Genomic DNA, 14,584 nt, shown 5'->3' with positions numbered 1-14,584 from the left:
CATGACCACACACGCTCATGCGCTGAGCGGATCCGGGATCGACGGCTCCTGGTACCTCGACGCCACCGATTTCGCCCGTGACACACCCTGGCTCAACGGGCTGCTCCTGGACTACAGCAGCTTCGGCATCGCCTTGTTCGTGGTGTTGATCATCGCCGCGTGGTGGATCGCCAGACGCGCCGACGCCGCAACCATGACCGCTGCCCTCGCGGTGCCTGTCGCTGCCGTCGCCGCCTACCTGATCAACGACGGACTGAAATCGCTGATCGCCGAAAAACGCCCCTGTTCCACCTATCCGGACGCATTCCTGATCGAAAAGTGCCCACCCACAACGGATTACTCGTTCCCCAGCAACCATGCGGTCGTGGCTGCCGCGATGGCCGCAGCACTATTTCTGATCAACCGGCGACTCGGGATCGTGGCGGGCGTCGCCGCCACGATCATGGGAATGTCTCGCGTCTACGTCGGCGCCCACTACCCACACGACGTGGCCGCCGCTGTTGCGGTGGGCGTCATCGTCGGGCTCGCGACAGCGCTGGGATTACGCAGATACGCGACTCCACTGATCGAAAGACTCTCCACCGGTCGGCTCCGCCGGGCTCTCACGACCTGAGGTGATGCGCCGCAATGGCATTGGCGCACGTCACCAGAAGTTGCTCGAAAGTCCACATCATGTGCCCCCGAAACTCGGCGCGTGCAGTCGATGCCGCCCGGTCGACCTCGCCATTCAGCCGCAGCGACCTCGACGCCGCCACCCGGAACGTGGTGATTGGACCATCACGGTGCGGAAGTAGCGAGGTAGCGCGCGCCGTCGCTGGCCTTGGTGCGGCAGGTTGTCACGGGGCCGGTTCGTCTACCGGTGGCGCTACTGGAGTAGCCGGTCCGCGGTGATGGGAAGGTCGCGGATACGGGTTCCGGTGGCGTGGTAGATCGCATTCGACACGGCGGCCGCGGCGCCGACGATGCCTATTTCGCCGGCGCCGCGCGAGCCCATGGGATTGGTGTGCTCGTCGACCTCGTCGAGCCAGATCGCTTCGATAGCACCGACATCGGCGTGGGTACTGAAGTGGTAGCCGGCCAGGTCCTGGGTCACCACGTGGCCGAAGCGGGGATCGCGCACGCTTTCCTCGTGCAACGCCATGGACAGTCCCCAGGTCATGCCGCCGATGAGCTGGGAACGCAGCATGCGTGGATTGATGGCGCGGCCGATGGAGAAGACTCCGAGCATTCTGGGCACTCGAATCTCGCCGGTGTCCCGATTCACGTGCGCTTCAACGAAATGCGCGCCGAAGGAGTGCATGGCGAAATCGTTAGTCGCCGGGTTCTCCTCGGCGTCGACGCTGATCTCCGCGCCGACGGCCGGGGCGGTCCCGTGTTTGTCGCGAAAGGCTTGTGCCGCAGTGACTATCGCGGTGCCCCAAGACGTGATGCCCGAGGAACCACCCGCGACGGACGCCGACGGCAGGTCGGTGTCGCCGATCTGGAGCCGGATCGATGCGAAGGGGCAGCGCAGGGCGTCGGCGGCGATCTGGGTGAGGGTGGTCCAGGTGCCGGTCCCGATGTCCGCGGCACCTATTTCGACGACGTATCGGTCCTGCGCCGCGAACTCGATGCGCGCCGCGTTGCCAGGTGATTGGGTCGCCGGATAGGCGGCAGCGGCAACGCCGGTGCCGACGAGCCAATCGCCGTCGCGCCGCCCGCCCGGTGCGGGATCGCGTGCAGCCCAGTCGAATTCGGCGGCACCACGGCGCAGGCATTCGACAAGATGACGGCCGGACCACGGTTTGCCCGACTCCGGATCGACGTCGGGTTCGTTGCGGATCCGCAATTCGATCGGATCGATGGCACAGGCGACGGCGAGTTCGTCCATCGCGACCTCGCCGGCGAACATGCCGGGCGCTTCGCCGGGCGCGCGCATCCAGAACGGCACCGCGACGTCGAGCCGCGCCAGCCGGTGGCTGGTCCGGCGGTTGGGGACCTTGTACATCTTCCGCGATGACACCGCTGTCTGTTCGGCGAACTCCTTGACCCTGGAGGTCTGCTCGATGACGTCATGGGTGAGCGCGGTCAGTGTTCCGTCGGAATCCGCGCCGAGGCGGATGTGCTGGATGGTCGGGGTTCGATAGCCGACCAGGGCGAACATCTGCTGGCGGGTGAGTGCCAGTTTCACCGGCCGTCCGCCGCTGCGTTGTGCCGCGAGCAAGACCAGGACGTTGTGCGCGTGCGGGGCGCCTTTGGATCCGAAGCCGCCGCCGACATGCGGCGCGATGACCCGCAGCTGCCGGGGTTCGAGGCCGAACAGCGGTGCGAGAGTTGTCCGGACGGTGTGTACGCCCTGGGTGGAGTCGTAGAGCGTGACCGAGGGCTCGTCGCCCTCCGGATGCCAGCTGGCGATGCAGGCGTGTGGCTCCATCGGGTTGTTGTGTTCGAGGGGAGTGGTGTACGTCTGGTCGATCGTCACCGCGGCGGTGGCCAGTGCCGCATCCGCGTCGCCGTCGTCGGTATCGGTCGGAAATCCCGAAACATCCTCCGGTGCATACAGAGTCGCGCGGTCTCCGGGGAACTCCAGTTCGGCCTGCTGTTCTCGATAGGAGACGTGCACCAAACCTGCTGCATGCCTGGCGATTTCGGGCGTCTCGGCGATCACCGCGCCGATCAGCTGGCCGCGGAAATGAACGTTGTCGTCTTGCAGGATGGTCAGCTCTCCGTCGTCGGTGTCCGCCAGTTTCGGCGCGTCGAAGACGGTGAGTACGGCGATGACGCCGTCGAGTCGAGTGGTCGCCGTGGTGTCCATCGCGGTGACCCGGCCACGCGCGATGGTGGCTTGTAAGGGATGCAGGTAGGTCGGCCGGTCCACCCGGTGTTCGAAGGCATACGCCGCGGTTCCGGTGACCTTCGCCGGGCCGTCGAGGCGAGTCGGCGAGGTGCCGATCGCAGCGGCTTCGATGAGGGTCATCACCGCACCTGCTCGGTGAGCGAACGCAGCGTCGCGACCAGTGTGCGGCGCGCGAGTTCGACCTTGAAACCATTGTCTGCCAACGGTTGTGCCGCGGCGAGCTCGGCCGCGGCCGCTGCGGCGAAGGTTTCCTCGGTCGCGGGTGCGCCGACCAGCATCGACTCGGACACGTGGGCCCGCCACGGTTTATGCGCCACGCCACCGAATGCGACACGCGCGGAGGTGATTTCCCTCTCATCGGTGCAAACCAGTTCGGCCGCAACCGATACCAGCGCGAACGCGTACGACGCCCGGTCGCGCACCTTCCGATAGGTCGAGCGCGCACCGGTGGGTGGCGCGGGCAGCTCGACCGCGGTAATGAGCTGACCGTGCTCGAGCACGGTGTCGCGGTCGGGCCGGTCGCCGGGCAGACGGTGAAAGTCGACCAGCGGTATGCGTGTCTCGCCGCCGCTGCCGACCACCACGATCTCGGCGTCCAGCGCGGCCATCGCCACGGCCATGTCCGAAGGATGTACGGCGACACAGTGTTCCGACGCACCGAGGATCGCGTGGTAGCGGACGTAACCACCGATCGCGGCGCAACCCGAACCCGGGTCGCGTTTGTTGCATGGCGTGCTGACGTCCTGGAAATACACGCACCTCGTCCGTTGCAGCAGATTCCCGCCGGTCGTCGCCAGATTCCGCAGCTGCCCCGACGCTCCCGAAAGCAACGCCCGTGCGAGCACCGGGTACCGGGTACGGACCAGTGGATGCGCGGCCACCTCGGTATTGCTGACACCGGCCCCGACCCGCAGTCCGCCGTCGGGTAGTTCGCTGATCTCGGTGAGCGGCAGATGCCCGATGTCGATCAGCAACGTCGGACCGGCCACGCCCAGCTTCATGTGATCGACGAGATTCGTGCCGCCTGCGAGGTACGCCGCCGCCGGCCGGTCCGATACCGCCGACACCGCGTCCTCGATCGTGCCCGCCCGGCGATACTCGAACGGGATCATGCCGACGCCTGCCGGATCGCCGCGAGAATGTTGGGGTACGCGGCGCACCGGCACAGATTCCCGCTCATGCGTTCCCGGATTTCGGCGTCGGTCAGCACCGGCCGCGCAGCGAGATCCTCGGTCACGAAGCTGGGTTGCCCGGCCGCTACCTCGTCGAGCATGCCGACTGCCGAACACACCTGACCGGGCGTGCAGTAGCCGCACTGGAAGCCGTCTTGCTCGACGAAAGCCCGCTGCATCTGGTGCAACTCGTCGTCGCCGCCGAGACCCTGCGCCGTAGTCACGGTGGCACCGTCCTGCGCGACCGCGAACGTCAAGCAGGTGGTGGCGCGCCGTCCATCCAACAGCACGGTGCACGACCCGCATTGCCCGTGGTCACACCCCTTCTTCGGTGCGGTCACGCCGAGGTTCTCGCGCAAGGCATCCAGCAGCGTGGTGCGGTTGTCGAGCCGCAGCGTATGCCGCACACCATCGACCTCGAGGCTGATCTCGGAATGACTCCGCACGGGTTCCATGACCGCGGGATAGCCCCGCAGGTCCCGCTCAATCGGATTCGCCCCGAAGTATGGCCGGGCCGGAGCCGGCGATCGTGCCATGCCGGTGCTCAGAGCAAGCGCGCGATCGGGCTGTTCGCGAGCTCGCTGAGCAGGTGGGCGACGTCGTCGCAGACGAACGCCGCACCCTGGTCTTCGAGTTCGGCGCGCGAGATACCGCCGCTGAGCACGCCGACCGTCGGCACGCCGACGGACGCGCAGGCTTGGACGTCCCATACCGTGTCCCCGACAAAAACCGCCCGCTCCGGCGGAACGCCGGCGCGTTCGAGGGCGATCTGCACGATGGCCGGATCGGGTTTGGCGGTCTCTACATCCTCGCCGCCGGTCACCGCATACAGCACGGACTCGCTGTCCAGCAGTTTGCGTAGCACGGACAGCTCGTCCGGCGGGGCGGACGTGGCGAGCAGGACGCGCAGGCCTCGACCGTGCAGCGCCGCCAAGACCGTCTGGGCGCCGGGCAGCAAGGACAGCTCGTCGGCGCTGTCCAGATAGAAGCGACTGTGCAGGTCGTCGGCCAGCTCGGCGGCGGCGTCATCGAGGTCACCGGCCAGGGTCCGGATCAGCGTGTCGCCGTCCATTCCGATGGCACGGTGAATGCGCCACGTCGGCACCACGGCGCCTGCCTCCCGGAACGCCCGATGCCAGGCCCGGGCATGCAGGTAGTTGGAGTCGACGAGGGTGCCGTCGATGTCGAACAGTACTGCGGCGGGATCAGGCAACGAGAACTCCTTCGCTGGGGACCGGTGTCGCACCGGGCCTCTGTTCGAACTACCCGGCATACCTCGATCGAACCGTTTCGCCTGTAGTTCGGGCTTGGTTCGCGCGGTGAACAGCCGCATGGGCTTGCGGGATCAATGGCGTTGCGGCAAAGATGTCCGGTCCAGTGCGGTCTGCTCAGTGCTTGCGTCTGAACGGGTTGGAATGCGATCCGCCGGGTACGCGCTCCATACCCATCAGTCGTCTCTACTGACGTGTCGGAGGAACGCATGTCCGTACTTTCAAGCGGATGCGGTGAGAGTGCCGGGAGCAATTCAGGTGTCGGCATCGAGGGTGAGCAGCACGACAATCGATGGCTTAACCAACACGCTCGCGCCGAGGTCGACGGTGAAATGGTGCTCACCCGGGGCGTCGCGCCGAGGACCGGCACGGAGGGCGAGGCCGCAGCGGTAGCGCAGGTCGTCGGCCAGCACGATCCATGGCGAAAGTATCGGCGCTGGTTCGCCGACTGAGCGGTTCGGCGCGGCCGTCCTCGCCGCCGTCGACCAGCAGCGGCGTTGCGGGTTTGGTGCCCGCCGATCTAGTCGGGCTGGTCCTTGTTTTCCGAGTCGTCGTTCTCCCGGGTGGCCATTCCGCCAGTGCGACCCTGGTCCGTAGGCCCAACCGGGGCGTCGTCGTCGTTGTCGTCCTTATCCGACCTGTGCGGCATCGTGAACTCCCTCGGTGGTAGTTGTCTTGTGGCTCAACCTTGTTGAGGCTCTGGGGGATGGGTCGCCCGGACTGTCCTTACGGTGCGAGTTCGGCCGCCCGGGCCCAGACACGGTGTTCCGGCAGTGCGGTGGCGATCACGTCGAATCCCGCACTGATGCTGTCCGCGGCGTCGACTCCGGCGGAGCCGTCGGCGATTCCGGCGGCGTGTATGGCGTCGCGCCCGGCTGGGGTGTAGGTGATGGCTTTGAGATGACGGTGCGCCTCCTGCAGCAGGATGGTGAGCCGCGGGTCGTCGGCGGTGGCCGCGATCAGCAGCGCGTCGAACTCGATGGACCGGGTGGTATCGAGCGTCCGCGACACGGTGACCTGGTTGGCGCCGGTGCCGAGTTCGCCACCGTGTGCGGCGATGACCAGCGGCGTCATCGCCTGCTCGACGACGGCCTGGACGGTGGCCGCGAGGTCGGTGAGGTCGGACTTCTCGTCGGCGAATATGCCGATGATCCGGCCATCGCACGGCCACGTGCCGCCGAGCTGCGACAGCGCGGCCGACGGGACGACTTCGGCAATCGCATTTCCCTTGCCGCGCAACGGAATTCCTAAACGATCGGCCACGGTCCGGGCGAGTTGCTCGTCGATCTGGCGTAGCACCGTGAGGGCGCGCTGTTTGATGGTCTTCTCGTAGCACTTGCCGAGTTCGAAGCTGTAGGCGTCGGCGACGTGGGCTTGTTCGGTTTCGGTGAGGCTGGCGTAGAAGAGGCGGGCGCTGCTGAAGTGGTCGTCGAAACTCGCGGGCGCCTCCCGCACCTTGGTTCCGGCGACCTGCTCGGGGTATTCGATCAGCGTCTCGCTCGCGCCGGCGATGAACGGGCATCCACCGTCGAGACTGTTGGGTCGATACGGTGCTACACCGGAATGTATTGCGGTCTGGTGCATTCCGTCGCGCAGCATATCGTTGATGTCGACGTGTGGCCGGTTGATCGGCAGCTGCGCGAAGTTGGGTCCGCCCAGTCGGGAGATCTGCGTGTCGAGGTAGGAGAACAACCGGCCTTGCAGCAGCGGATCGTCGGTCAGGTCGATGCCGCGCACCAGGTGCCCGGGATGGAAGGCGACCTGCTCGGTCTGGCTGAAGTAGTTCGTCGGGTTCGCGTCGAGGGTCATCGTGCCGATGATCTGCACCGGCGCCAGCTCCTCGGGCACGAGCTTGGTCGGATCGAGGAGATCTATCCCCTCGAACATCTGGTCTTCGGTGTCGGGGAAGACCTGCACGCCCAGATCCCACTGCGGAAACGCGCCCGATTCGATGGCGTCGGCCAGATCACGACGGTGCATGTCCGGATCGACCCCGGCGGCGATCTGAGCTTCCTCCCACAGCAGCGAGTGCACACCGAGTTTCGGCTTCCAATGGAACTTCACCAGGACCGTCTTGCCCCGCGCGTTGACGAACCGGAACGTATGGACGCCAAAGCCTTCCATCATGCGATAGGAGCGCGGGATCCCCCGATCCGACATGTTCCACAGGGTGTGCGCGGTCGCCTCGGTATGCAGGGAAACGAAGTCCCAGAAGGTGTCGTGGGCGCTTTGCGCCTGCGGGATTTCCCGGTCCGGGTGCGGCTTGGCGGCGTGGATGATGTCGGGGAACTTGATGCCGTCCTGAATGAAGAACACGGGGATGTTGTTGCCGACCAGATCCCAGACGCCGTCGTCGGAGTAGAACTTCACCGCGAAGCCGCGGGTGTCACGCACCGTGTCCGCCGACCCACGTGAGCCGAGGACGGTGGAGAACCGTACGAAAACCGGTGTCTCCTTGCCTTTTTCGAACAACGACGCGCAGGTGATCTTCGTCGCGGCGCCATTGGCGACGAAAACTCCGTGCGCTGCCGCGCCGCGCGCGTGCACCACCCGCTCGGGGATCCGCTCGTGATCGAAGTGGGTGATCTTTTCGCGCAGATGGTGATCTTGGAGCAGGACGGGCCCGCGCGGGCCTGCCTTGAGCGAGTGGTCGGTATCGGGCAGCCGCGCGCCTTGCGCCGTGGTCAGGAACGATCCCTGCTGGCTCGTTGCGTCGGCGGCGAGATCAACGAGGGCTCCGGTAGGAGTCGCCGGTCGCGGCGCGGCCTGATCGGCCTTGGCCGGCAGGGGCCCACGAGGGCGGGTCGGTTCTTTCAGCGCGGCCGGCTCGCCGGCAGGTGCACCAGGAGCGACAGGGGACGGCGCGGACTTCGGCCGGCGAGCGGATGGAGACATTTCGGCGGTACCTCCTGTGATCAGCGGAACAGCACTACGCACCAGGGATCTGAGACGGCGAACGACCCACCGCAGCTGGGCGCCCGTCGAATCCGTCGAGCGACACAGCGGTTACTCGGGTCGAGCGGTACCCGGCGCTGCCGCAACCAAACCGATGCGGCGCCAGGAGCTGTAGCCCGAGTCGTGCCCGCGACGCGACCCTCGGCCCCGCGAGATCGACCATCGACCGGCCACGGGTCGCCGTGTCGTGCGCTGGTGTTTCAGCCGTTCCAAGACGGGAAGCCGGTGCATGAATCCGTTGCCATAGTCAGGAGTCCGATGTCTACCGATGCGATAGTGCTGTTACGCGAGGACCATAAGGCGATTCGAAAGCTGTTCCGCGACTTCAAGAGCGCCGGTCCCGACGCGCATGTGACGAAGGGGCGGCTGGTCGGCAAAATCATCGAAGCGCTCACCGTGCACACCTACCTCGAGAACGAATGCATGTACCCACAGGTCCGCGACCTCCTCCCGGACCTGACCGATGACATTCTCGAATCGTATGAAGAACACCACGTCGCCGATGTACTGGTGATGGAGCTGGCCGGCATGAGCCCGGACGACGAACGGTTCACGGCCAAGGTGACGGTGCTGATCGAGAATGTCGACCACCACATCGATGAGGAAGAGGACGAGTGGTTCCCCAAGGTGCGAGAGCAGTTGGGGCGCAAGCAACTTCAAGAGATCGGAGCGCAGATGGTCGAGTTGCGCAAGAAGGCGCCGACCTCACCCGCGCAACCGTCCGCGCTGAAGAAGACCGTCGATGCGGTGATCGCTTGAGCCCCGGGTCCGAGGCCTTCGGATGGGATCAACTGAGGTCGGCGACCGCCTCGGCGAGAGTGCCCACTCGGATCGCCGGTGTGGGCAGGATCAGGTTGTCCCAGCCGGGACCGGCTACGAACACCTTGGCGCCCAGGTCGTCGCAGCCACGGATGACGGAGGTCAGCGCCGTCGCTTCGTCCTGAGACCACAGCATCACGGTGACCGGTTTGTCGGACCGGCCGAGTGCATCGCGCAGGGCTGCGGTCGGTACATCGGCGCCGAGCATCTGAGCCGCGACGCCACGTTCGGCGAGCGCTGCGCACAGTACTTCCAGTGGTAGCGAATGAGTTTCGCCGCTGGTACAGGCAAGAACGATCGACGCGCGAGCCGAGGTCGGCGGCGGAGCCACACGGTGCAGCGTGGCGATGATGCACCAGGAGAGCAGGTGCTCGACGTCGATGCAGCCTTCGCCACCGAGCTGGCGCTCGACGATGTCGGCGAATGCCGGGCGGCACAGTCGATCCCAGGTTTCCACCACGCCGTAGCTGCGCAGGTGGGCTGTCAACAACTCGATGACTGGACTTGCTTCAAGCGCGAACGCGGCGGTGAGCAACGCGGACCGGTCGCCGAGAGACGGCACCGGCCTGCGGGCGGTCGCCGCGGCACTCGACGGTGTCGCACCAGCCTTGATCAGATCCAGCATCCGGCTGAGCAGCGCCACGTCGGCCTCCGTGTACAACCGATGACGACCAGGCCGGTCCTGCGCTGGACCTATCCGGTAGCGGCGGTTCCAGCTGCGCAAGGTCGCCGTCGGAATGCCGAGGCGCTCGGCCACTGTGCGGACTGAATAGGCGGGCGCATCGACTGCAAGAAACGAACCGTCGGGCATGTCACGATTGTGCACGTCGAGTACCGGCAGCACTTTCGACCCGGCCAGTACGGGGGTGATCTCCTCGGCCAATTGCGCCTTGCCGCCGGGGAAGTGGCGATAGATCGAGCCGCGGGGCGCCCCGGCGTGATCTGTCAGCGCGGTCGCGTCTACGCCATGCCGCCGACCGCAGTGCCCCCATAGCGGGTGTCTGTATCTGGACCGGTGAATGTGGGATGCTGATTGGTTCGGAATTCGGCGAGAGGTATGCAGTTGAGCGAGGAGCCTGCGGTAGACGACGTTCGGTTGCGGGCGTTTTTCCAGGCGCAACGCGACCCGGATTGGCGGGCCTGGCTAGCCGCGATGAGCGAGAAACTCGAGCGGTTGTTCGGTGCGATGGTGGGTGTCGACGCGCAACAGTGGTGGACATCGGCAGGCCTCGATCATGCCGAAAGTGTTGCGCTGGAGATCTTTCCGACGCCTGAATCGTGGTTGCTGCCGCAGCACATGTTTGTCGCCGACCAATTCCACCGGTACATCGGTGAGGTATTCCGTCGAGCCTACGGTGGCAGATGGGTCAACAAACCTCGATACGACGACGCCGACGCGGTGCTGGGTTACGCGCCGGTCATCGATCGCCCCTACGACGATGAGTATTTTGATCCGATGGCGTTGCTGAACGTCGCGCTGACGCTGCGCACGGGTACCGAATTGTCGGACCGGTTCCGTGACGAGGCCGATTATGTCGAATGGTGTCTGGCGGGCAGGCCCGAATTGACGGCATGGTTCGACGTAATCGAGGACGCGCGGCACGACGGGCCGTAAAGCCGAAGCGCCTCGAACGGCTGCGGCGCGCACAATCGATACCGGTGTATCTGTGCATCAATTATGCATCGCTACTACGATGAGGGTATGCAGCAGCCGAGGATGGCTCGATGACGGCGATCGCCGGCTGTCCAGCACGTCCCCGAGGCGTCCTGTTCCATGATCCGGCGTCGGCGACACCGCTGCCGGTGAGCCGGTGTGACCCCCGGTGACTGGCAGCGCGAGTAGCGGGTGAGCGGCCATGGCGATTTCGATGACACGGCGGCCGAGTTCACGGTCGGTGCCGTGGCCCGCGAGCTCGGTATTCCGCTGGCGACGTTGCGGAGCTGGAATCGGCGCTACGGGCTAGGGCCGTCGGGGCATCAGCGTGGCCGGCATCGGCATTACGCGCAGGCAGACCTCGTGTTGATCAGGCGAATGGTCGAGTTGGTTCGTGCGGGCGCGAGTCCGGCAAGCGCGGCGCGGGCCGCGGGGGTGGTGGTCGCTCCGGTACTCGGTGATGTCGCCGCGGTGCTGCAGGCGGCCCTGCGTCTCGACTCGGCCGAGCTGCTGGCCGCGGTCTCCGCGCACTTCGCCCGTTTCGGTGTGGTCGTGACGTGGAACCGGCTGTGCCGTCCGGCTTTTGCCGAGATCGTCGGCCGCCAGGAACGTGGCGACCGGTTCATCGACGTCGAGCATTTGCTGTCGTGGGCGGTCGCGACCAGTCTGCATCGGACGGTTCCGTTGCCGCCTCCTCGGGCTGAGCAAACGCCGATCGTGCTGGTCTGCACGGCAGCGGAGAATCATGTGCTGCCGCTCGAGGTGCTGCGCGCCGCTCTGGCGGAGCGAGGCGTACTCGCCGTCTTCCTGGGGCCGTCGGTGCCGGATGACGCGCTGGCCGATGCCTTGTCGAGGCATGATCGGCCTCCGTATGTCGTGTTGTGGTCGCAGGCTGTCGCTACCGCGCGGGTGTCGGCGATCCACGCTGTGTGCGCTGGTTCGAGCGGGGTATTGCTGGCAGGACCGGGCTGGTTCGGCGGTGACCTGCCAGCCGGGGTACGGCACGTGAACGTGCTCGAGGACGCGGTCGAATACCTGGTGCGTGCGACCGTCGTCGGCTAGCGAATCAACTCTCGGGCGGAATCCTACGTCTGAGCCGGGTCGCCCACGTCTTGTCGATTTGTTAAGTTTCTGAGAGAGTTGACGCGAAGCTGTGCACCGTTAGTGCGTCGTTTCGCGTATCATGGTCGGTAACCGCGCTCGGAAGGAGTCGAAGTGGGTTTGCCCCGCAGAGGTGTTCCCGTCCGAGTGCGTTCTGCGCAACCGGTGGTGGCACGTCGCGAGTGCGCTCGACCGCGCGACCGAAGCGGCATGGCCGGTCGGCGCGGCGCTGTGGGTGCGCGTGGCAAGCGCGGTCCGCGGCAGACCCGTTGCCAGCGCGTTGTCGGTACCGAGCCCGCGGCGACAGAACAGCGAAGGACTCTGAGGATGGGTCGATACTTGGTGGCCGCGAGCCCGATACCCGGGCACGTCGCGCCGATGGTCACCGTGGCAAGCGAGCTACGCCGACGTGGACATCAGGTTCTTGTGCTCACCGGGGCGGCGTTTCGGAAGCACGTCCAAGAGCTCGGTCTCGCGTTGTCGATACTGCCGGACAGTGCCGAGATCGCTCCGATAGCACCAGGGTATGGTCCAACACTGTTGCGGCGCTGGAGAATTGGCCGAGCCGAGCTGCGGTCTGCGTTCTTGGCGCCACTCGGTGCGCAGTACGCGGCGTTGGACAACGAGCTGGCGCGCTCGGATTTCGATGCGGTGCTGGTGGATTCGATGTTCACCGGCGCGATTCCGCTGCTGGTGTCCGGCCGCCGACGGCCGCCGGTTCTAGTGTGCGGCGTCGGCCCGTTGATGCTGTCCAGCACCGACTGCGCGCCGTTCGGCATCGGTTGGCAACCGCATCCAGGGCGTGACTACACAAGGATGAACAGGTTTGTGCGACAAGTGCTTTTCCGTGCGGACCAGCGACGACTAGACGCTATCCTGCGCGGACAGGGCCTCGGTTCGGCGCCGGTCTTCCTGCTCGACTGGCCGGTGCTGGCCGAAAGGCTGTTGCAGTTCACCGTGCCCGGCTTCGAGTACCCCCGGCGCGACCTGCCGCCGTCGCTGGTGTTCACCGGACCGATACCGAGTCCAAGCACCGCCGATCCACAACTGCCGCCCTGGTGGCACGCACTGCACGGACCAGAACGGGTCGTGCATGTGACGCAAGGAACCTGGGACAACGACGATTTCGATCAGTTGCTCAGGCCCGCCCTGTCCGCGTTGGGTGATCGCTCGGACGTGCTGATCGTGGCCAGTACCGGCGGCTCGACCGCGTCGCTCGGGCCGATACCCGCGAACGCTCGCGTCTGCGACTTCGTGCCGTACTCCTGGTTACTGCCGCACGTCGACGTCATGATCACCAACGGAGGCTACGGCGGGGTGCAACAGGCCCTCGGTCACGGCGTCCCGCTGATCGTGGCGGGCGACACCGCCGACAAACCGGAAGTGGCTGCGCGGGTTGCTTATACCGGCGCAGGTATCGATCTTGGTGCCCGGCCACGACCAGCGGCGGTGGCAGCTGCGGTCGATCGGGTGTTGCGTGACAACAGTTTCCGAGACGCGGCGAGCAAACTCGCCGACGAGATGGCACAGCGATCACCGTTCGAGACCATCGCCGCCGTGCTCGACGAGATCGGCCGGTCGCCGTCGGAGTTCCCCCGCGGGGTGTCGTCGAATGGTGGTGTCCGCATTGGACAGCAGGGGGATTCGAGATGAGCACGGTGTTTTTCGATCCACGCCCGTCCTCGTGGCAGGGCGCAACCGGTCCTGGTCTCGGCGCGGAATTCGAGACCTGGTACGCGGATATCCGAGCCGAGATGCTGCACGAACTCGACACGTTTCTGCAAAAGGTGGACATCGAGGAGCTGCGTGACACGGGCGTCGACGCGATCCTGCGCCAGTACGCCATCGGCGGAAAATGCGTGCGATCGACGTTCATGTACCTGGGCTGGCTGTGCGGTGCCGAGCCGGACCCGGCGGCATTGCGCGCGGCCGCCTCGCTCGAGCTGCTGCACGGGTTCGCACTGCTGCAAGACGACGTGATGGATGACGGTGTACTGCGCCGCGGCGCACCCGCCGCGCACGTGCGGCTCACCGACCAGCACCGCCGGCGCGGCCTGCCCGGATCCGCGTCCCGCTTCGGCAGGTCGGCCGCCACGTTGCTCGGTGATATGTGTCTGGTGTGGGCCGAGCAGATGCTGCGCGACAGTGGCGTCGCGGCCAGCGCCCTGGCGCGAGTGTGGTCCAGATATGACGCCATGCGGATCGAGCTCGCGGTCGGCCAATTCGCCGACCTGACCAATGATGTCCGCACCGCGCCGACGATGGATTCGGTGCTGGCCATCGCGCGCGCGAAGTCGGGCAACTACACCGTGCTGCGACCGCTGGAGCTGGGCGCGGCCATGGCCGGGTGTCCGGAACGGACGCTGATGATGCTGGCCCGCTACGGAACTCGAATCGGCGAAGCGTTCCAGTTACGCGACGACCTGCTCGGGATCTTCGGGTCGGCCGCGCTCACCGGAAAGCTCGAGGACGACGACCTGGCACAGCACAAGGCCACCAGTGTGGTGGTCGCCGCGTTGGCGACCGCGGATACCGCAATCCGCCAGGAATTGACCGAACTGCTCGGCCTGCCCGAGTTGAGCGCCGCGGCGATCGTCCGATGCCGGGCGTTGATCGCGGAATCCGGTGCACCACAACGAATCGAAGCGATGATCGCGCAGCGCGTGGTCGAGGCGCGCGACGCGCTCGACGCCGCTGGGCTCGACCAGGACCGGTATTCGGCACTGGAGCAGATGGCGCTGCTGTGCACCGCACGGCAGCTGTGACGAGGAGGACG

13 protein-coding genes are annotated in these 14,584 nt (G+C 66.3%); 6 read left to right on the top strand and 7 right to left on the bottom strand.

The features are described from left to right. Nucleotide 1 precedes the first annotated feature (1 nt). The gene (locus tag ACFWF1_RS25430; RefSeq protein ID WP_379289945.1) at nucleotides 2-613 is read left to right on the top strand and encodes a phosphatase PAP2 family protein; all 612 of its coding nucleotides are present in this window, start codon (nucleotides 2-4) and stop codon (nucleotides 611-613) included. Between the two features lie 252 nt (nucleotides 614-865). Here ACFWF1_RS25430 and ACFWF1_RS25425 read toward each other — a convergent pair whose 3' ends face one another. The 6 genes from ACFWF1_RS25425 to ACFWF1_RS25400 form a co-directional block, all read right to left on the bottom strand. After that, nucleotides 866-2,956 (bottom strand): xanthine dehydrogenase family protein molybdopterin-binding subunit, encoded by a 2,091-nt coding sequence (locus ACFWF1_RS25425; protein WP_379289943.1) that lies wholly within the window; start codon nucleotides 2,954-2,956, stop codon nucleotides 866-868. Beyond that, the gene (locus tag ACFWF1_RS25420) at nucleotides 2,956-3,948 is read right to left on the bottom strand and encodes an FAD binding domain-containing protein (RefSeq protein ID WP_379289942.1); all 993 of its coding nucleotides are present in this window, start codon (nucleotides 3,946-3,948) and stop codon (nucleotides 2,956-2,958) included. Before ACFWF1_RS25420 ends, ACFWF1_RS25425 begins: the two co-directional genes overlap by 1 nt. After that, nucleotides 3,945-4,463, bottom strand: a complete 519-nt coding sequence (locus ACFWF1_RS25415) for a 2Fe-2S iron-sulfur cluster-binding protein (protein ID WP_379289940.1) — start codon at nucleotides 4,461-4,463, stop codon at nucleotides 3,945-3,947. Before ACFWF1_RS25415 ends, ACFWF1_RS25420 begins: the two co-directional genes overlap by 4 nt. Nucleotides 4,464-4,552: 89 nt before the next feature. After that, nucleotides 4,553-5,221: an HAD family hydrolase gene (locus ACFWF1_RS25410; protein ID WP_379289938.1), complete on the bottom strand. Its 669-nt coding sequence runs from the start codon at nucleotides 5,219-5,221 to the stop codon at nucleotides 4,553-4,555. A 312-nt stretch (nucleotides 5,222-5,533) separates the two neighbouring features. Further along, nucleotides 5,534-5,692, bottom strand: a complete 159-nt coding sequence (locus tag ACFWF1_RS25405) for a hypothetical protein (RefSeq protein WP_379289936.1) — start codon at nucleotides 5,690-5,692, stop codon at nucleotides 5,534-5,536. 313 nt (nucleotides 5,693-6,005) lie between these two features. Then, complete coding sequence (locus ACFWF1_RS25400) at nucleotides 6,006-8,174, bottom strand: catalase (protein ID WP_379289935.1); 2,169 nt, start codon at nucleotides 8,172-8,174, stop codon at nucleotides 6,006-6,008. A gap of 318 nt (nucleotides 8,175-8,492) precedes the next feature. Here ACFWF1_RS25400 and ACFWF1_RS25395 point away from each other — a divergent pair, with 318 nt between their 5' ends. Further along, nucleotides 8,493-8,993, top strand: a complete 501-nt coding sequence (locus ACFWF1_RS25395) for a hemerythrin domain-containing protein (RefSeq protein WP_379290025.1) — start codon at nucleotides 8,493-8,495, stop codon at nucleotides 8,991-8,993. A gap of 28 nt (nucleotides 8,994-9,021) precedes the next feature. Here the strand turns inward: ACFWF1_RS25395 and ACFWF1_RS25390 are convergent, their stop codons facing one another. Further along, entirely contained in the window at nucleotides 9,022-9,936 is a 915-nt protein-coding gene (locus ACFWF1_RS25390) for a MerR family transcriptional regulator (protein ID WP_379289933.1), read from the bottom strand. Between the two features lie 180 nt (nucleotides 9,937-10,116). Between ACFWF1_RS25390 and ACFWF1_RS25385 the strand changes: the two genes are divergently transcribed. The 4 genes from ACFWF1_RS25385 (at nucleotide 10,117) to ACFWF1_RS25370 (ending at nucleotide 14,573) form a co-directional block, all read left to right on the top strand. Then, entirely contained in the window at nucleotides 10,117-10,668 is a 552-nt protein-coding gene (locus ACFWF1_RS25385; protein WP_379289932.1) for a hypothetical protein, read from the top strand. A gap of 231 nt (nucleotides 10,669-10,899) precedes the next feature. Next, the gene (locus ACFWF1_RS25380) at nucleotides 10,900-11,769 is read left to right on the top strand and encodes a MerR family transcriptional regulator (protein WP_379289931.1); all 870 of its coding nucleotides are present in this window, start codon (nucleotides 10,900-10,902) and stop codon (nucleotides 11,767-11,769) included. Between the two features lie 624 nt (nucleotides 11,770-12,393). Then, nucleotides 12,394-13,461 (top strand): glycosyltransferase, encoded by a 1,068-nt coding sequence (locus ACFWF1_RS25375; RefSeq protein WP_379289929.1) that lies wholly within the window; start codon nucleotides 12,394-12,396, stop codon nucleotides 13,459-13,461. Beyond that, the gene (locus ACFWF1_RS25370) at nucleotides 13,458-14,573 is read left to right on the top strand and encodes a polyprenyl synthetase family protein (RefSeq protein ID WP_379289927.1); all 1,116 of its coding nucleotides are present in this window, start codon (nucleotides 13,458-13,460) and stop codon (nucleotides 14,571-14,573) included. Before ACFWF1_RS25375 ends, ACFWF1_RS25370 begins: the two co-directional genes overlap by 4 nt. The last annotated feature ends 11 nt before the right edge of the window (nucleotides 14,574-14,584 follow it).

The sequence above is a fragment of the Nocardia sp. NPDC060255 genome (genome assembly GCF_042727395.1).
GTDB lineage: Bacteria > Actinomycetota > Actinomycetes > Mycobacteriales > Mycobacteriaceae > Nocardia.
Note: the sequence above shows the minus strand (reverse complement) of the source record. Positions and strands in the feature narration are given on the sequence as shown.